The sequence below is a fragment of the bacterium genome (assembly GCA_016702305.1).
In the GTDB taxonomy this organism is placed as follows: domain Bacteria; phylum Electryoneota; class RPQS01; order RPQS01; family RPQS01; genus JABWCQ01.
In genome coordinates, this window is record JADJEH010000002.1 from 585,299 (window position 1) to 603,199 (window position 17,901).

At 58.3% G+C, this 17,901-nt stretch carries 17 protein-coding genes; all 17 read left to right on the plus strand.

The window, feature by feature from the left end; translation table 11 throughout:
- The first annotated feature begins 58 nt into the window (after window positions 1-58).
- The 17 genes from obgE (at window position 59) to IPH10_07045 (ending at window position 17,899) form a co-directional block, all read left to right on the plus strand.
- Window positions 59-1,105 carry a GTPase ObgE gene (obgE, locus tag IPH10_06965; GenBank protein MBK6910662.1) on the plus strand — a complete coding sequence of 349 codons (1,047 nt, stop codon included), beginning with the start codon at window positions 59-61 and terminating at the stop codon, window positions 1,103-1,105.
- Window positions 1,096-2,199, plus strand: coding sequence for a DNA-protecting protein DprA (gene dprA, locus IPH10_06970; GenBank protein ID MBK6910663.1), 1,104 nt, complete (start codon window positions 1,096-1,098; stop codon window positions 2,197-2,199). The genes obgE and dprA overlap by 10 nt, the downstream gene beginning before the upstream one ends.
- A 66-nt stretch (window positions 2,200-2,265) precedes the next feature.
- Window positions 2,266-3,477 carry a glucose-1-phosphate thymidylyltransferase gene (locus tag IPH10_06975; GenBank protein MBK6910664.1) on the plus strand — a complete coding sequence of 404 codons (1,212 nt, stop codon included), beginning with the start codon at window positions 2,266-2,268 and terminating at the stop codon, window positions 3,475-3,477.
- Window position 3,478: 1 nt separating this feature from the next.
- Window positions 3,479-5,107 (plus strand): S41 family peptidase, encoded by a 1,629-nt coding sequence (locus IPH10_06980; protein ID MBK6910665.1) that lies wholly within the window; start codon window positions 3,479-3,481, stop codon window positions 5,105-5,107.
- A gap of 189 nt (window positions 5,108-5,296) precedes the next feature.
- Window positions 5,297-7,204, plus strand: a complete 1,908-nt coding sequence (locus IPH10_06985; protein MBK6910666.1) for a tetratricopeptide repeat protein — start codon at window positions 5,297-5,299, stop codon at window positions 7,202-7,204.
- Window positions 7,205-7,250: 46 nt separating this feature from the next.
- Window positions 7,251-8,009 carry a MotA/TolQ/ExbB proton channel family protein gene (locus IPH10_06990; GenBank protein ID MBK6910667.1) on the plus strand — a complete coding sequence of 253 codons (759 nt, stop codon included), beginning with the start codon at window positions 7,251-7,253 and terminating at the stop codon, window positions 8,007-8,009.
- A gap of 37 nt (window positions 8,010-8,046) precedes the next feature.
- Window positions 8,047-8,517, plus strand: a complete 471-nt coding sequence (locus tag IPH10_06995) for a biopolymer transporter ExbD (GenBank protein MBK6910668.1) — start codon at window positions 8,047-8,049, stop codon at window positions 8,515-8,517.
- A 9-nt stretch (window positions 8,518-8,526) separates the two neighbouring features.
- Window positions 8,527-9,102, plus strand: coding sequence for a biopolymer transporter ExbD (locus tag IPH10_07000; GenBank protein ID MBK6910669.1), 576 nt, complete (start codon window positions 8,527-8,529; stop codon window positions 9,100-9,102).
- 36 nt (window positions 9,103-9,138) lie between these two features.
- A complete protein-coding gene (locus IPH10_07005) occupies window positions 9,139-9,882 on the plus strand; it encodes a TonB family protein (GenBank protein ID MBK6910670.1) in 744 nt (247 codons plus the stop codon).
- A 132-nt stretch (window positions 9,883-10,014) separates the two neighbouring features.
- Window positions 10,015-10,764 (plus strand): energy transducer TonB, encoded by a 750-nt coding sequence (locus IPH10_07010; protein MBK6910671.1) that lies wholly within the window; start codon window positions 10,015-10,017, stop codon window positions 10,762-10,764.
- Between the two features lie 21 nt (window positions 10,765-10,785).
- Entirely contained in the window at window positions 10,786-11,016 is a 231-nt protein-coding gene (locus IPH10_07015; GenBank protein ID MBK6910672.1) for a hypothetical protein, read from the plus strand.
- Window positions 11,009-11,923 carry a substrate-binding domain-containing protein gene (locus IPH10_07020; GenBank protein ID MBK6910673.1) on the plus strand — a complete coding sequence of 305 codons (915 nt, stop codon included), beginning with the start codon at window positions 11,009-11,011 and terminating at the stop codon, window positions 11,921-11,923. The genes IPH10_07015 and IPH10_07020 overlap by 8 nt, the downstream gene beginning before the upstream one ends.
- A 68-nt stretch (window positions 11,924-11,991) precedes the next feature.
- Window positions 11,992-13,077, plus strand: coding sequence for a glycine cleavage system aminomethyltransferase GcvT (gene gcvT, locus IPH10_07025; GenBank protein MBK6910674.1), 1,086 nt, complete (start codon window positions 11,992-11,994; stop codon window positions 13,075-13,077).
- A 14-nt stretch (window positions 13,078-13,091) separates the two neighbouring features.
- Window positions 13,092-13,823 carry a 2-phosphosulfolactate phosphatase gene (locus IPH10_07030; protein ID MBK6910675.1) on the plus strand — a complete coding sequence of 244 codons (732 nt, stop codon included), beginning with the start codon at window positions 13,092-13,094 and terminating at the stop codon, window positions 13,821-13,823.
- Window positions 13,810-16,152 carry a DNA translocase FtsK gene (locus tag IPH10_07035; protein MBK6910676.1) on the plus strand — a complete coding sequence of 781 codons (2,343 nt, stop codon included), beginning with the start codon at window positions 13,810-13,812 and terminating at the stop codon, window positions 16,150-16,152. Before IPH10_07030 ends, IPH10_07035 begins: the two co-directional genes overlap by 14 nt.
- On the plus strand, window positions 16,136-16,750 hold the full coding sequence (locus IPH10_07040) for a hypothetical protein (GenBank protein ID MBK6910677.1): 615 nt from the start codon (window positions 16,136-16,138) through the stop codon (window positions 16,748-16,750). The genes IPH10_07035 and IPH10_07040 overlap by 17 nt, the downstream gene beginning before the upstream one ends.
- 12 nt (window positions 16,751-16,762) lie before the next feature.
- Window positions 16,763-17,899: a flippase-like domain-containing protein gene (locus IPH10_07045; protein ID MBK6910678.1), complete on the plus strand. Its 1,137-nt coding sequence runs from the start codon at window positions 16,763-16,765 to the stop codon at window positions 17,897-17,899.
- Window positions 17,900-17,901: the final 2 nt, after the last annotated feature.

Here is a 17,901-nt window from a genome sequence, read left to right on the forward strand (position 1 = left end):
CGAATCTCATTTCTTTTCTCTCACTCCTGACCTCACCTTCTAATATCCCCCCAATTCCATGTTTGTAGATCGTGCGAAAATATATGTTAAGGCCGGCGACGGCGGCGACGGCCGAGTGTCGTTTCTAAGGGAAGCCTATCGTCCGAACGGTGGACCCGACGGCGGCGACGGGGGGCATGGCGGCTCGGTCTATCTGGTCGCGGATCCGCAGTTGCACACGCTGATGGATCTGCGGCATCAGGTGGAATTTCGGGCCGAGAATGGCCAGATGGGGGGACGAAAAAAGTGTACGGGTCGCGACGGGCAGGATGTGACCATTCGAGTGCCCGTTGGTACTCATGTGTTCACCGAAGAAGGCGTCTTTGCCGACTTGAGCGAAGCTGAACAACGCATCTGCATCGCCGAGGGCGGGCGCGGCGGCAGAGGCAATTACAATTTTGTTACGTCGCGCAATCAGGCGCCGCGCAAAGCCACACTGGGTAAGACGGGTGCCGAGCGCAATCTGCTTCTGGAAATGCGGCTTGTGGCCGATGTGGGTTTGGTCGGCCTGCCCAATGCGGGGAAATCCACGCTGCTCTCCGTGCTGACGGCGGCGCGGCCCAAGATTGCGCCCTATCCGTTCACCACGCTGTCTCCGAATCTCGGCATCGTCCGCCCGACTGAATACTCGAGCTTTGTCATGGCCGATATTCCTGGTCTGATCGAGGGAGCATCGCAAGGCAAGGGGCTTGGTTTCGATTTTTTGCGTCATGTCGAACGTACCCGCGTGTTGGTGTACCTGCTGGATTGCACCAGCGCGGACATCAAGGCCGACCTCAAGGTTCTGAAGGCCGAGCTGAAGCGTTGGAACGCGGATCTGCTCAAGCGTCCAAGTATCGTGGTGTTATCCAAGATTGATTTGCTCGAACCGGGAACCAAACCTCCCAAGGGTCCGTGGAAACAAGCGATTTCGTCCGCGACACAAGAAGGCATTGAGGTCTTTGTAGCCAAGCTGTGGAAACTGCTGGATGAGGCACCGGTGCCGCGCATCTTTCGCGAACCCGAAGAACTGCCCGGCAAACCAGGCGAGAAGATTGAGCGGGAGATGGAAGACGAGTGGGATTGATCGAGTCTGAGAAGATCGCGTTGTTGAACCTCCTCGGTGTGGCGGGAATCGGCGCGTGGGGCGCAATCCGTCTGGTGCAGGAATTCGGCTTGCCGTCCCGGGTGTTCAGTGCCGGTGACGGTGCGCTGCGCTCGGTTCCGCGGATCGGCGAGAAGGCAATCGAGGCGATCCACAAGGCCTCACCGCGCGGTGAGTTGGGTGAGAAACAGTACGAGGAAGCGCAAAAGATCGGTGCGCAAGTGCTCACCTATTGGGACGAGGACTTCTCACCTCTGCTGCGGCAGCTTGAGCAGGATGCTCCGGCAGTGTTGTTTGTGCGCGGTCACCTGCCGCGCGACGCACGGCGCGTTGCGATTGTCGGCACTCGCCGAGCCGATGACTACGGCAGGCGGTGCTGCAAAGAGTTGTTAGGCGGGCTGGCCGGAAGCGGCGTGCATGTTGTCAGCGGATTGGCCAGTGGGATAGACGGCGCGGCACACAGTATCGCGCTCGAACGGGGCCTTCCGACCGAAGCCGTATTCGGCTGTGGTATTGATATCATCTACCCCGACAGTCACAAGCCGCTTGCGGCCAAGATTCTCGAGCAGGGGGGAGCGTTGGTTTCTGAGTATGCGCCCGGGACCCAGCCAACAGTCTTCACGTTTCCGCAACGCAACCGGATCATCGCCGGGTTGAGCGCCGCAACAATTGTAATTGAAGCTCCCGAAAAGTCAGGGGCGTTGATCACCGCCCGCTTGGCCGCGACCTATGGCCGCGAAGTGGGCGCCGTGCCGGGTGCAATCGTCGGGGGACGAGCGACCGGCTGTCATGAACTGATTAAGCAAGGCGCGGCGCTGATAGATTCGTCTCAGGATATTCTTGACCTGCTGCGCGTGTCAACCCGCGCGGAGCTTGCGACTCCGACTGTGGCCCCCAACCTTCCTGAGCCTGAATTGAAATTGTGGGAGCTTGTGCCTGCATCCGAGCGTATTCATATTGACACGTTGGCTGAGAAGGCCGCCCAGTCTCCGGGTGAGGTGCTGAGCCGCCTGCTCATGATGGAACTCAAGGGATTCATTAAGCAACTTCCGGGAAAATTCTTTGTCCGCGCTTGACGTCACTCATCGACTGATTGCCCCTCAATGGCTGGGCCCGCGGATCGTGCTCTTTGAGGACGCCGCGTGGCCGACGAGCTCTTTCCGCTGTCGGTTATGCGCCCAGCCTGGGAAATTCGGGCGGGCTTGGGTTGCCTCCGCGAATGGCTAAGCGCGCTGCGTCCGGGCGGCGCCCAAGTCGCCTTGCGGCCACGAGAGTCGGTGAGGCGACTCGCTACGCAGTTGGCCGGGTTCAGCGACAAATGGTCGGATTCCGGGGCAGACGTTGTTTTCTTAAGCGGCCGCATCACCAGTTTGCCCGCAGTGCCGCAGACTCCCGCAGCGCTTCTGGACAGAGGCGGACGGGTCCTCTGGACCCGCATGACAGGGGCAGCGGCTTCATCATTATTGGATTTAGCAGGAACCGAGCTCGCCGAAGCACTCGTTAAACAGATAGCAGGGGGGGTGCCCCTGGAGTCCGTCGGTGGACATTCGGCGCGCTATGTCTGGGACTTCATGGCGGACAACGACAAGCTGTTGCTGGCCGGATTTGGAAGTCCGACAGAGAAGCTCCTGGGTTCCTCGCGTTTCACGGTCGGCGGAGGCGTCGCGGTGATCGGTTCCCATCCGGCGTATGTTGGGGAGGGTAGCCACTTGTACCCGGGGGTCGTGCTTGACACATCCGACGGCCCGATTTGGATCGGCCGGGAGGTTACCGTAGAGCCGCATACATTTCTGCGGGGACCGCTGGCTTTCGGACACCATGGCCGGATCAAGGCGGGAACGACGCTCTATATGAATTCGACCTTTGGCCCGCACTGCCGCGTCTCGGGCGAGATTTCGAATTCGATCATGCAGGGCTATGTCAACAAGCAGCATGCGGGCTTTTTGGGCAACAGCCACTTGGGTGAGTGGGTGAATCTGGGAGCCGACACAACCGTTTCGAATCTCCGCAATGATTACGGCAACGTGAAGGTCAAGCTGCCTCATGAGCTGGTAGACAGCGGGCGGCAATTTGTCGGGTTATTGTGCGGCGATCATACGAAAACCGGGATCAACACGATGTTCAACACGGCGGCTGTCGTGGGCGTCGGTGCGAATGTTTTTGGTGCGGGTTATCCGGCGCGGCATATACCGAGTTTTACGTGGGGCGGCGTGCGGGGTTCGCATATTGAACCGCTCGAACGGACATTGGAGTCGGCCCGGATCGCGATGCCGCGCCGGGACCGGGAATTGAGTCAGGCCGAGATAGAAGTGCTGACCGAGCACTATATGCATATCACCAAGCAGGAGAAATAGTTTGAAGCACGCGAAGCACTACTACGCGTTGGTGGTCCTGGGTGTCATGATCGCCGGAGCAGGATCGTGGTGGGCGCCCGAGGCCCGCGCGGACAATCCCGGCGACGTCAATATGCAGCTCAACAAGCTGAACTACATTTTGCGGGCGGTGCGAGACAACTACGTCGAAGATCCTGACGTGACCAAGATGCTGGAAGGCGCGATTGACGGCATGCTGCGCGAGTTGGACCCGCACTCGGTCTATATTCCCGCCGAACAGCAGGCCAAGATCACGGAGCAGTTCCGCGGCGACTTTGAGGGCATCGGCATTCAGTTCACGATTCAGAATGACTGGCTGACGGTTATCTCGCCGATTCCCGGAACGCCTTCTGACCGCTTGGGGATCCGCGCCGGTGATCGCATTACGCATATTGACGGGCTCTCGTGCTATGGCATTACGAACGAAGAGGTGTTTGAAAAACTGCGCGGGGAAAAGGGCACTGCGGTACGCGTGACGATTCAGCGCCCCTCGATCGAAGTGCCGCTTGAGTTTGAGATTGTGCGCGACAAGATACCCATCTTTTCAGTCGGCGCATCGTTCCTGCTGCCCGATCAGCAGACCGGTTACATTCGCATCAATCAGTTTACGGCGCGCACGACGGACGAAGTGGTGGAAGCGCTCGATAGCCTGAATGCGGCGGGCATGAAACGGCTGCTCTTGGACCTGCGCGGCAATCCCGGCGGGTATTTGGATCAGGCTTGGCGCGTTGCCGACCTGTTCATGCCGCGCAAAGACATGCTGCTGGTCTATACGAAGGGTCGCACGGGCAAATCGAATTCGGAATTTCGTTCGACGGGGATGGGCGCGAAGTATGACATGCCGCTGATCGTGCTGATCAACCACGGCAGCGCATCGGCGTCGGAAATTGTCGCCGGCGCAATTCAAGACCATGACCGTGGTTTGGTCACCGGACAGGTGAGCTTTGGCAAGGGATTGGTGCAGACGCCTTACCCGATGCCGGATGGTTCCGTGGTTCGAATCACGACGGCGCGCTACTACACGCCGACGGGCCGGTTGATTCAGCGTCCGTATGACAAGGGGATCGCCGAGTACGTGATGGAGGGCCGCGACGACGAAGATGAGAACGCGCCAGAGGTGGCGCAGAACGATACAACGCCGCGCGAGAAATTCCTGACGGACGGTGGACGGACTGTGTATGGCGGTGGCGGAATCACTCCCGACAGCACCATTCTACCCCGCAAAACCAACGCGCTGACGGCTCAGCTCTTCAGCAAACGTCTTTATTTCGAATGGGCGTCCGACTACGTTGTGAAGAACAGCGACCTGCCTAAGAATCCGCAGGAGTTTACGGGGCGCTTTGATATCACCCCGGAGATGCTCGCGAGCTTCAAAGAGTTCTGCACGGAGCGCAAGGTGGAGGTGGACGAACCGCGCTGGGAGCAGGACATCGAATTCACGAAGACTCAACTGAAAGGCGAGATCGCCGGACTCGTCTTCAACGACCGCAACGTCTATAACATCATCCGTTTGCAGGATGACGAGCAGGTACAGGCCGCGCTGGGCATGTTCGACCAGGCCAAGGCGATGGCCTCGTCTTCGGCCCGTCCCCGCGCGCTCGACCGGCAGTAACCTGCTGTAATTCAGAGTTATCAGTAGAAACTTGCGAGGCCCAACCCCAGCGGCAATAGGGGGCGAAAAACACGTCGAAACAGAACGCTAACTTGCTCTTTTTGCTTCGGTTGCGTATATTGGCGTGTTCAATTCTTTGCTTCCCATCTTGCCCCCGGAAGTGTCCTTGGGGACATTTGTTCAATTCTCATGCGAATTCGATTTTTTAGCATAGCGGCGGTAGTAGCTGGATCCATCGGGCTTCAGCTTGCGTGGTCAGCCCCGAACCCTGCTCTGGACAATGCTCGTTCCAAGGCCAAGGCTGGCAAGTGGGACGAAGTCCAGGGTCTTGCGGCGGACGCTGTCGCGGCAGATCCGAATAGCGACGAAGGCTGGCGCTTACGTGGTCGTGCGGAGTTGTTTTTGGGCGACACGACGGCAGCGGTTCAGTATCTTGAGCAGGCCCTGACGCTAAATCCCAAGCAGGCCGATGCGATCATTGATTTGACATCGGTCTATGTCGCGATGAATCAGCTCGAGAATGCGGATCGTGTCGTCGCCGCTGCGGAGAAGAAAGATCCCAAGGGTAAGCTGGACGAGATCAAGGTCTCACGTGCCTTGATCCTTGGCAAGCAAGGCAAAATTGGGGAAGCGACGCCTATCCTGGCGAGTGCCACGGCCCGTCATCCCGACAATCCGGTCTATCCGCTGATGCTGGCGCGAATCTATGACAACGCAAACGTACCGGAGTTGGCGGCCGACAATTTCGACAAGGCTTGGGACCTCGACGAGGGCAACCCGGATATTGCATTCGAATACGGTAACACGCTCCTCGAACTTAAGCAATACGATGAAGCCGACCGCCTCTTTCGTATCGTGCAGGACCGTGATCCGGAGAACAAGCAGGTAGACTATTTGCGCGGGCGCCTGCGGTTTGCGGCCAAGCGCTTTGCAGAAGCCGCGGCTGAGTTTGAAAAGGCCGTGGACAAAAATCCCGAGAGTTTTCTGCCGAATTACTGGCTGGGTCGCAGCTACCTCGATCTGTCCAAAGCGGAGAAGAAGAATTTTTACGGCGCGGCTATCGAGCCTCTGCGTTTGGCGCTGCGTCTTAAGCCTGAGCGCAAGGACATCTCCCTGTCGCTCGCGGAGTCCGAATATTTTGTAGGCCGGACGATTTTCGCGACCGCCGGGCAGGATTCCATGTCGCAGGAGTCGCGCACGCGCTTGGCCGACGAATTCGCCAAGCAAGCCGTTGGCTATGACGCGAACGCAGTGCCGCGGCCGCCGGTTCCGCCGACGCCGCCGATTGTCCCGGGCACGGGTGAAGTCGTTCCGCCGACGCCGGGAGAGCCGGTCGTCTCGGATGTGGATCGAGTCGCCGAGGTTAAGGCCCTGGCTGCGCGATTCCGTTCAGCGGAAGCCGCGTTGCGCGCGCCGGACGCTCGACTTGACGACAAGAATCCGCTCCGCCGTGAGCTTTATGAATTGGCGATTGCCGCGATGTTACACGCGATCAGCGACGAACCGGATCTGGCCAAGCAGCAGGACGTCTACGCGTACGTAGCGCGGGCCTATGACAAGCTCGGGAATCCGGAAGCCGCGTTGACCTACACGGATAAGCAGCTGGCGCTGGCGCCGAACTCACAATCCGACATCACGCGCAAGGTTAGCTTGCTTCAACGCACAGATAATCAGGCGCAACTGGCTGCGTACTTGGGAACGCTGGCGGCGGATTCGGCGCTGTTTGCAAAGTATGGGATGATTCTGGTCAATAGCTATATTGAGACCAGTCAGTACGATTCGGCGCGCGCGACGGTGAAACGCGTGATCACTGCGGATCCGGGTAATTGCGACGCGCACCAGCTTAACGCCTACATCGATCTGAAGCGCGAGCGCTACGGCGCCGCGATTTCGGCGCTCCTTGATGGAGTGAAGGCCTGTCCGAACAACGCGGACCTATGGGTCTATTTGGGCGACAGCTACTATTTCTCGAACGAAAAAGATAAGGCCACGGTGCAGCGCGCAAAGGATGCCTATTGCCGCGCGGGCAGTCTGGGCAGTCCGGTCGGGCGCGAGAAGTGCGAACAGATCGGCGAGATTTTGAAGACATTGAAATAAACTCTCCAATCCCGGGCAAAACTTGATTGGACAAAGGAAGTAAAGCATGAAGCAAGGAACTTTTACGACCATTACGATGGTCGCGGCGCTCGTCATCTCTGCTGTTTTCTACTGGGGTATTTTGCCGACCATGGATAAGGGGCCGGAAGAAACTCCGCTCATCCATCAGATTGCGTTGGCAGGGCCGATCGTCCCGTTCCTGCTCACGCTGACTCTGATGCTGCTCACGTTCGTGATTGAACGTGTTATCACTTTGGGCAAGGCCCGCGGCGCGCGCCCGTTGCCGGTGTACTTCTCGGAGTTTACGAAGGCCGTGCGTGAAGGCAAGTATGATCAGGCGATCAAGATTTCTGACACGCAGCGCGGTTCCGCTGCCGCGGTGTTGAAGGCCGGCGCGGAGCAATGGCTGCGCGTGGCCAATGACAAGGGCGTGCATATGGAGAAAAAGATTTCGGAGACGCAGCGCGCGATCAATGAAGCGCGCTTGCTGGAAGTCCCCTTCCTTGAACGCAACCTGATCGCGCTTTCGACGATCGCCTCGGTGGCCACGATGGTCGGTCTGTTGGGCACGACGATTGGCATGATTCGTTCTTTCGCCGCCATGTCCACGCAGGGCGCGCCGAACGCGGCCGAACTGGCGCGCGGTATTTCCGAGGCGCTTGTGAATACGGCGCTCGGTTTGTTCGCGGCGATCGTGGGTATTGTCTGCTACAATTTCTTCGTCAACAAGGTGGACCAATTCAATTACGAAATTGACGAGGCCGCCTATCTGATGGTGGAGATTTTGAAGGACAAGGAAGTCTAAGCGGGTTCCGGGATAGCTTAACCAAGAAGGACTGATTATGGCTGCTCCAAAAAAGCGCCGCATCCCGGTGTCTATTGACATGACGCCGATGGTGGATATCGCGTTCCTGCTTCTGATCTTCTTCATGTCCACGACGGTGTTCAAGAAGCCGGAAGAGGTCGCGGTCCAGACGCCGTCGTCGCATTCGATTCGCCCGTTGCCTGAGACAGGCATCATCGTGATTACGATTCCGAAGGACAATCGCGTGCTGATGACGCTTGACAATGCCGCGCTCGACGTCGAGAACGGATTGGCTGAGATTCGCGGACTATCCACGCGTGGCGTGGAATTCAACCCGGACTCGATTGCTCGGCCGATTGAACGGCTGATGCTGAAGCGTCTGGTCGAGAAAGTCGTGCTGAAGGCGGACAAGGACGCGACATTCGGGACGATTGAAAAGGTGATGAACACCTTGCAGAAGAACGACCTGCTGTTCGTGAACATGGTCACCGAAGTCGAAGAAAGTTAAGAGGACGCCATGGGTGCTGTAGATGTAGGTGGACCAAAAAAATCCGGCGGCGGTCAAGCATGGAAACGGCCTCGAGTCTCGATCCGTATTGACATGACGCCGATGGTGGATATTGCGTTTCTGTTGTTGATCTTCTTTATGGTGACGACGGTTTTCCGTCTGCCGACGGCGATGGAAATCGTGCTGCCTCCGCCGTCTGAAAAGCCGACGGAAGGCAAGGTTTTCAAAGAGAAGCTGCTGTCGTTTTTCGTGTTGAACAACGATTCCCTGGCCTTGCAGATTGGCGACACGCTGGCCAAACCGCTGTTGTGGGCGGACCTGCGTGATAGTCTGCGTTCGCGTTATGATCGTTATGGCGACAGCGTGGTGGTGGTTGCTCGCGTGCACCCCAAAGCGCGCTTCATGTCGCTCGTTGATCTGGTGGACGAGTTCAATCTGGTGGGAACGACGCGTTTTTCGATAGACCGTTATACGACGCTCGACGATTCGATGCTGCGCGCGGCGGGTTTCCTGACGGCGGGATCTGATGGCCTGCCGACGCCCGAAGAGGTCGCGGCCCAAACGGCGCCGCCGACCAATCTCTAATCGCTTCATGCACGCCACGCGAAAGGCGGGTGACATATGAATTACTTAGAAGAACTTGAGAAGGGTAAATACGGTTCAATTGAACTGAAGTACCTGGTGGGAAAAAACCTGGTGCGCGGTTTGATTATCAGCGTCATGGTGCACACGGCCGTGGTGGCCGGGCCCATTGTCGCCGCATTGTTCGAGGACGACATTCCTCCGCCGAGCAATGTGATGGTTGTTGACCCGTCCATTTTGGAGAAGCTCAAGCGGTTGAATCCGAATCAGGCGCCGCCCAAGATCGAGCGGCCCAAACTTGCCCCGCCGAAGGTCGTGGTCCCCATTGCAGTCAGCGAAGAGCAGGTGGAAGATCAGCCTGAGATCATGAAGCAAGAAGAGCTCGTGCAGGCCATTGTTGAGGATTACGGCGACGACACGCTGGCAATCGGAGAGGGCGTCGAGCTTGTGCTCGATGATGCCGGCGACGGCGAGATCCCCGGCTATGAGGAGTTCATCCCGTTTGAAGTTCCGCCACAGCCGCTCGAGGGCTACAGCCCGCAGCCGACTTTCCCTGAGATGGCTCAGCGCGCCGGTGTCTCGGGCAAGGTGACGGCGCAAGTTTACGTGGACAAGAAAGGTGAAGTGAAGAAGTGGCGCATCGTGCAGGCCAAACCACCGGATCTCGGATTCGAGCAAGAGGTGGAAAAGGTGCTGCCGAAGTGGAAATTTACGCCGGCGATTCAGCAGGGAAATCCGGTGGGTGTGTGGATCGCCATTCCGTTCAACTTCAAGGTTCAGTAGTCTCGCCGCCTATGATTGTCAGACCGCGCGGCGTTTCGTCGTGCGGTCTTGCGCTCTGTTAGAACCAAGGCAACTCTTCGAAAGGGTCCCGGAGTTTCATAACCGTGCCGTAAAAACGGCCAAGGAGGTGTCATGGAAACCGGTTCGAAGCTGGAGAAATTGGTCATTGGAGCCCGTGAGATTAAAGGTCTCATCGGTCGCAATCTGCTCCAAGGGTTGGTTGTTAGCGCATTTTTGCACAGTGCGCTGCTCGCTATCGTCGGACTCTGGCCTGCTCCGGAGAAAGAGGATCGCCTGGCAGGTTCCGGTTCGGATACGTTGGTGATCGTCTCCCGGCCGCGGCCCGATCTTCCCGTGATCGAGCGGTCACGGCCCGCTCCCCCAGCGAAGCCTGATGTAGATGTGTGGGAGCCCGTCGAGAACGAGTCGGATGCGCCGGACACGCTGCTCGAACCCGAGGAGGATCTCCCCAGTCTGAGCGGCCCGTATGATCCGGACGCGCCGATAGACAGTAGCGCGGTGCCCGGCTCAGGCGGCAGCGGTGGAATAGACACCGCGACTCTCGCGGGCTTTGACCCGGTGACGCCTACCTACATCCCCCGTGATATTGAGCCGATGGCGCTTGCGGACTTGAATCCGCAGCCCGAGTATCCAAGATTGGCGCAGCAAGCCGGAGTATCCGGCACGGTCCGCGTGTGGGTACGTGTCAACAAGCAGGGCAACGTGGACAACTGGCAAGTGATTGACGTCAATCCGGCCGGTCTGGGCTTCGAAGACGCCGTGGCCCGCGTGATTCCAAAATGGAAGTTCACCCCCGCGGTCGCCGGAAATCGTCCGGTCACGGTGTGGGTCGCGATTCCGTTTAAATTCAGCGTGAAGTAACCTCGAGCTCTTCTCAACACGATGCTTGTCCGCTGGCTATTACCACTCGCCTTTGTCGTCCTCGGCGTGCTGATCCTCTCGGGTACGATTCTCAAGCAGATCCCGCGTGAAACGGGGCTGCGCACCATCATCGGCGTTGTTGTAATTCTGATGGGCGTGCATCGGTTTGTTGCCTCACGCATGCCGCGCGGCGAGCATCGCCGCTACGGCGGGAGCTATCGGCGGCCCTGGGACAGACAGCCTGATGAATAGACTTGCTGTTTTCTGGCTGTGCGTGTCCGTGCTCAGCGGATGCAAAGATCGTGAGCCGGAAACTTCGTACACTCGCGGCAGCGCACGCATCGGCGCGAGCGACGCGGCCTATGCGATCACGCAACACGTCGCGGATCAGTACAGCGATCTCTATCCCGAGGCGTCGGTCAAAGTGTGGAAGCACTCGACTCAGGCGCTCATTGATTCGCTGGTGAATCAGCGGGCCGATGAAATCGTCGTTGACCGTGCACTCAGCCCGTCGGAGTCGGCCTTCTTTGCCGGGCATCAGCTCAAGCTCTTCACGTATCCGATTGCGCACTACCCGATCTATCTTCTCGTAGACGACAGTTTGGCCGTGGACGCTTTGGATAGCATCGGCCTCCGTCGCATTTTACTGGGCAGCGCGACGTCCTGGCAGGAATTCGGCGGCGCGGATGTGCCAATCACTCCGTATGCTCCACTGCCCGGCGATGGCGCGTGGAATGCGATTGAGTACTTCTTCGGCGGACTGGATTCCGTCAGCGCTGTGGTGTGTTCCACAAATGTCCGCATGATGGACATGGCGGCAGGCGATCCCGGAGCGCTGCTGATTTACGGCTTGAAACTGCAGGATGCGGGCGGTTTCAAGAAGCTGAGCTGGGCCGCGGGCGAGTCGCGCATTCAGGCGAACGCCAAGACGATCATGGACTCGCTCCGCTGGCCGTTTATGACGACGTTCACCTATGCCACGACACACATGAAGAGCGATGTCGCGGCCGGTTTCCTGACGTTCTGGGTGTCGAATGACGGACAGAAGATGGTCATGCGCGAAGGCTACCGCCCCGCTTCGGTTCCCGTGCGGATGATCCAGTTGAAGTCCATGGATGATCGCATTGAACAATTTGCCATCGAAGATACCACATCGTAGGCGAGACCGACTGCGGCCTCGCTTTCGTTTGTGTGGAAATTAATATATCGCAGCATTACGGAGCAACTTTGAAGACGACGGCTCTGACTTCCGAACATGAAGCATTGGGCGCCAAGCTCGTGGATTTTGCGGGCTTTCGCATGCCGATTCAGTATCATTCCATCCGCGGCGAGCATATGCGCGTTCGCCAGACGGTGGGCGTATTTGACGTCTCGCATATGGGCGAGTTTTTTGTGACCGGTGCGGACCGCGAAGAGTTCCTGCAGCGTGTCACAGTCAACGATGTTAAAGGAATGGCAGTAGGACAGGCGCAGTACAACTGCATGTGCCTGCCCCATGGCGGCATCGTGGACGACCTTCTCATTTACAAAAGTGCGGACCACATCATGGTGGTGGTCAACGCATCCAATGTCGAAAAAGACTGGAATTGGTTAAGCCGCAATGTCGCTGGTGACGTGCAGCTCACCGACCGGTCGTCCGAATTCTCACTGTTGGCCGTGCAAGGCCGCAACGCCGTGGATGTAGTGGGCAAGCTGACGGAGACGGATTTATCGCAAATCAAGGGCTATCACTTTGCGCACGGCAAAGTTCTGGGTCGCACTTGCGTGATTGCCCGCACGGGTTACACAGGCGAAGACGGATTTGAGCTCTATCTGGCGAATGACGACGCCGTCGCGGTCTGGCGGGCGGTTCTCGAAAGCGGCAAGCAATACGACATCGAGCCTATCGGCCTTGGCGCGCGTGATTCGCTGCGCTTGGAAATGAAGATGTGTCTCTACGGCAATGACATAGACGAAACGACGCATCCGCTCGAGGCCGGATTGGGTTGGATCACCAGACTTGACAAGGGCGATTTCATTGGCCGCGACGTGATCGTCAAGGCCAAGGACGCGGGGCTGACGCGCAAACTCGTCGCTTTAGAGGTTGAAGGATCGGCGTTTCCGCGTCACGGCTACGCGATTCACGACGACGCAGGTAAAGCTATTGGGCACGTCACGTCCGGAACGGTTTCACCCTGCCTGAACAAGGGCATTGCGTTAGGCTACGTGCCGACCGAGCTCAGCGCGATCGGAGCGAAGGTCAACGTTGTTTGTCACGGGAAGCCGGTCCCGGCGGTGGTGGTCAAGCCGCCGTTTTACAAGCGACCCTACTGACGCGCGGAGCACACGTGAATTTACGAGTTTATCCCACTCCACGCGAGTGGAATGAGGACGACGTGCGCGGCTGTGTCGCGATTGTCATTGACGTGTTGCGAGCGTCATCCACAATCACACAGGCCCTGGTGAATGGCGCACGGGATATCGTACCGGTCGCGACGCCAGCGGAAGCGGGTGAGCTTGCCGTCAAGGCGGGTCGCGGCGATGTTGTTCTGGGCGGCGAACGCGACGGCAAGCTGATCGAGGGCTTTGACCTGGGGAATTCACCTTTCGAGTATTCGCCTGACCGGGTGGGCGGCCGTACCATCATCTTCGCTTCAACGAACGGCTCCCCGTCACTCGTGCGCGCAAAAACTGCCGAGCACGTCCTGGTCGGCAGTTTCAACAATCAAAATGCAGTGGTGACGCGGGCTCGTGATATCGGGCTCGATGTGGTTGTCATCTGTTCAGGCCGTAACGGAAAATTCTCGCTCGAGGATTTTGTGTGCGCGGGCAAACTTGTTGACGGACTACTTCCCGGCGGCACGATTGGAAATGACGGCGCGCATGCCGCGCTGGACCTATTCAAATACTATCGTTCGCAAATCAGCGAGGTCGTGAAGGGCAGCTATCACGGGAAGTACCTTGCGGGACTCGGATTCGAAGCCGATCTCGAACACTGCGCGCGCGTGGACATACACCAGATTGTACCGGCCTTGATTGAAGGAAAGATCAAAGTACCCAAGCTGAATGGCGGCTCGTAAAGACACCTCGCAGCCATTGGCGGCGGCGCCGCGCTCGACGACTCCCATCGTCGCGGGCATCGTGTTGCTTTGCCTGACCGTGCTCTTGACGGTGGCCATCGTCAGCCACTCACAGTTGGACTTTCCGTACAAAGACGACTCGGTGGCGCAGAATGCGGCGGGCCGATTCGGCGAATACGTTTCGGCGTTTCTGGCGCCGCTGTTTCTCGGGCGTTGGCCGTCGCTCGTTGTGCCGCTCCTGTTCGGAATCTGGGGTTGGACGATGCTGCGCCGGCATTCGCGCCGCAGCGCCGTCATCTTGTCCGCATGGACGTTTGCGCTCGGCGTTTGGTCGGCGACGACGATTGGAGTGCTCGGCGATCTGATTCACCGCGACAGCGTCACGAACTACTATGTTCACTCCGGCGAACTCGGATATTGGACCGCGCAACAGTTGATTGCGGGGACAGGCCGATTCGGCGCCACGCTGATTATGGTGATGCTATTGCTCGTGGGTCTTATTATGACCGTCGCGGGATTTGCTGAATGGGTAGAACGCGGCGCCGAACAAACCGCTCAACTGGCTGGACGCGCGCGGGCGTTGCCTGCGGCCTCAATCGTCCCGGCCTGGGGACTATTGAAGCGCCTGTTCACGCGTCAAGCTCAAACTGAAGCAGCGATTCCTGAAATCAACATAGACGCAATGCAGGGCGGCGCGCCGGTTGTCAAGGCCTACCCCGCCGCAGCACAGGCGGACGGTCAGCCGGGGCGAGTGATTCACAATCTCGGGGAAGAAATTGATCCGGTCACTGGCGCACGCCGCGTAACTGCCAGATCTCCTGAGCAGACGGTGATCTCTGTGGATGATGAATCGGGTTATGTTTTTCCATCGGCTGATTGTTTCAACGCACCGAGTCCCGATCGAGCCGGTGGCATGACTGCCGAAGAGCAGCAGTACAATGCGCAACTCCTTGAGAAGAGTCTGGAGACTTTTGGCGTCAAGGCCGCTGTCACTCAAGTTAACCCCGGTCCGGTTATTACGCAATTCGAGTTAGCACCAGCACCGGGTGTGAAAGTCGCGCGAATTGAGGCCTTGTCGGATGACATTGCTCTGGCGCTGCGCGCCCGCGGATTACGCATTCTCGCGCCGATACCGGGCAAGGCCGCCGTCGGTGTGGAAATGGCCAATCCCAGACCCGCGCTTGTTACATTTCGCGAAGTCGTCGAGTCACCGCAGTTTCATCAGGCGAAGTCCAAACTGAATATCGCGCTCGGGCGCACGGTCAACGGTGAGATTCTCTGCGCGGATCTGGCATCACTGCCGCATCTGCTGATTGCCGGAACGACAGGGTCGGGTAAGTCAGTCTGCGTCAACGCGATTATCACATCGCTGCTATTGCGCATGACTCCCGAAGAGGTTCAGTTTGTCATGGTGGACCCCAAGAAGCTTGAACTGGCCGCGTACAACGAACTTCGCAATCATCATTTGACCAGCCGCCCCGACTTAAGCGAGTACGTTATTACCAAGCCCGACGAAGCGGTTAAGGTGCTGCGCAGTTGCCTGATAGAGATGGAGAGCCGCTACGACCTGCTCGCCGAGCGCGGGGCACGGCATTTGGCCGAGTACAATGAGATGGTGAAGGCCGCGCCGCGCGAGGGCGACAAGATTCTTCCATACATCGTCGTCATCATTGACGAGTTGGCCGACCTGATGGTGACAGCACAGCGTGAAGTTGAGGAACCGATCGCGCGTTTGGCGCAATTGGCCCGCGCCGTGGGCATCCACCTTGTCGTCGCCACGCAGCGACCGTCTGTTGACGTCATTACAGGTGTAATTAAGGCAAACTTTCCCGCACGAATTGCGTTTCGCGTGGCGATGAAAGTGGATTCGCGGACGATTCTGGACACGAATGGTGCAGAGATGCTGCTCGGTCAAGGTGACATGCTGTTCCAGCATCCCGAGGATCCGGCACCGCAGCGCGTACAAGGCGCCCTCTTGACCTCAGCGGAAATTACCCGCGTCATCACACACATCCGCAAGCAGCCGTCGCCCAAGAACAAGCTCGTTTTGCCGCTCGACCCGCAGGAAGAGCGCGAAGGCGGGGCGTCCACCGACGGTATGTTTGAAGGTCGCGACCCGTTCTTCCTTGAGGCGGCGAAAATTGTCGTGCGTACGGGCCAAGGCAGCGTCTCAATCTTGCAGCGCAGGTTGAAGGTTGGCTACAGTCGCGCCGCTCGCCTGATTGACCAGCTTGAACGCGCAGGCGTCGTTGGGCCGTTTGACGGCTCCAAAGCGCGCGCAGTGCTCGCCGACGAGCAAACTCTCATGGACCTTGAGCAGCATTCTTAAAGTAATCATTCCACTTCTGCTCTGTTCCCGGCTGTTAGCGGCCAGCGCTGCGGAAGAGTACTATGCGGCAGTGGAACGCCATTTGCGCTCTTTGCCTTCGCTTGAAATCGGCTATCGGGCTAAGGGGCCGGAATTTCCCGAGGCAGGGCTTGAGGGCCGGTTGGCATTCAGGAGACCGGACGGGTTTTATCACGACACTCCTGAGTGGACGCACTGCGAAGTCAACGGCGAGCAGTGGCGACTGTTGAAAGAACAAGTGACGCTGCTTCTCGAAGATGCGGAGGGGCGCGCAGGCTGGACGCCGGAAGTTGTTCTGCTCAGTTTGAACCGCGAACTTTCGCCTTATGATCTGGTGTCGCAAGCCGACGGCGATACTCTGCTTGTGCTCGACGCGGCCTCGGCGCAGGTCAGCGGTCAGGTCAACATGCTGTTTGCGCCGAACCGTCGTGTTCCGAAGCGAATTGAGTTTGTTGGGGACGAGGGTGTGACCAGCAGCTACGAGATATTGATGTGGCATGAAGCGGTGACACTGGACAGCAGTCTGTTCGCGCCCCCCGCCGTTCCGGCGGAAAATGTGATTGATTTTCGGACGAAGTAAGCATAGGAATTCATGAATCGTCGCGCCACGAAGATATTGCTGAGCCTCGGCATCAGCGGGTTCTTTCTTTACTTGACGGCTTTTAAGCCGCATTTTCTCTCGCTGGTGAACGGTTCCATGGCTCCCGGCGAGGCGTTATTCGGCGCGCCGCGTTTCAATCTTGGCGAGCTGGGTTCAGTGATTGCCAATGCCCAATGGGGCTACATTGTGATCGCGGGCTTTGTGTTTTATGCGACACAGCTTCTGCGTGCGTGGCGTTGGCAGATTACATTGAAGACTTTGACCGAGATTCGTCTGCTGCCGACTTACGGCGCGATGACCATCGGCTACATGGCGAACAACCTGTTGCCGATGCGCTTGGGCGAGGTCTACCGCGCTCAGGTGATTCATCAAATGACGGGACTGTCGCGCCCAGCGGCGTTTGGCACAATCGTCGCCGAGCGGTTGATTGATCTGGTCTATATGGTTCCCTATCTGGCGGCGGCGTTGATCATCTATCCGCTTCCGCCGGGCATTCAAACGGCGGCGTACATTTTGTCCGCCGCGGCGTTCTTACTGGGCGGCTTCTGCGTGTGGTTAGGCATTGACCGCGAGCGTGCCCTGAGAATGGCGAAGTGGCTGTTGCGGATTCTGCCCGCTAAGGCCGGCGGAAAAATCTTTGATGTACTCTCGACGTTTAGCGCAGGGCTCGGTGTGATGGGACGACACGAGCTTTTTTGGCAACTGGCCGTGAGTTCGCTCATCCTGTGGGCCATGTACGCGTACATGGTATATCTTGTGATGGCAGCGGTCGGCCTGACGTCTGCGGAGTATCCGTTGATTCACCGTGACCTTGTCGGCTCGGTGCTGGTGATGCTGATGGTGACGACCATCGGATTTGTGATACCGGGCGCCCCGGGCGCGGTGGGTACGTACCACGGTATCGCCGTTCTGGGACTGAGTCTATTTCAAGTGCCGGGTGATCGCGCCGCCGGATTCGCGGTTCTGTTGCATGCATTGAACTACATTCCGCTGACTCTGGTTGGCTTGATTTTCTTCTGGAAGTACGGATTGTCGTTTCACGCCGAAGCCGCTTCAGTGAACAACGACGATGAAGGACATGTCCCGCCGACAGGCGTGGGCCCCAAGGCATCGAAAGCAGTGAGGTGATA

Coding starts and splice junctions, on each gene's coding strand:
- IPH10_06995 (MBK6910668.1), top strand. CDS start 8,047: ATGGCTGCTCCAAAAAAGCGCCGCATCCCGGTGTCTATTGACATGACG.
- IPH10_06985 (MBK6910666.1), top strand. CDS start 5,297: ATGCGAATTCGATTTTTTAGCATAGCGGCGGTAGTAGCTGGATCCATC.
- IPH10_06990 (MBK6910667.1), top strand. CDS start 7,251: ATGAAGCAAGGAACTTTTACGACCATTACGATGGTCGCGGCGCTCGTC.
- IPH10_07045 (MBK6910678.1), top strand. CDS start 16,763: ATGAATCGTCGCGCCACGAAGATATTGCTGAGCCTCGGCATCAGCGGG.
- IPH10_07035 (MBK6910676.1), top strand. CDS start 13,810: ATGGCGGCTCGTAAAGACACCTCGCAGCCATTGGCGGCGGCGCCGCGC.
- IPH10_07020 (MBK6910673.1), top strand. CDS start 11,009: ATGAATAGACTTGCTGTTTTCTGGCTGTGCGTGTCCGTGCTCAGCGGA.
- IPH10_07005 (MBK6910670.1), top strand. CDS start 9,139: ATGAATTACTTAGAAGAACTTGAGAAGGGTAAATACGGTTCAATTGAA.
- obgE (MBK6910662.1), top strand. CDS start 59: ATGTTTGTAGATCGTGCGAAAATATATGTTAAGGCCGGCGACGGCGGC.
- IPH10_07000 (MBK6910669.1), top strand. CDS start 8,527: ATGGGTGCTGTAGATGTAGGTGGACCAAAAAAATCCGGCGGCGGTCAA.
- IPH10_07010 (MBK6910671.1), top strand. CDS start 10,015: ATGGAAACCGGTTCGAAGCTGGAGAAATTGGTCATTGGAGCCCGTGAG.
- IPH10_07015 (MBK6910672.1), top strand. CDS start 10,786: ATGCTTGTCCGCTGGCTATTACCACTCGCCTTTGTCGTCCTCGGCGTG.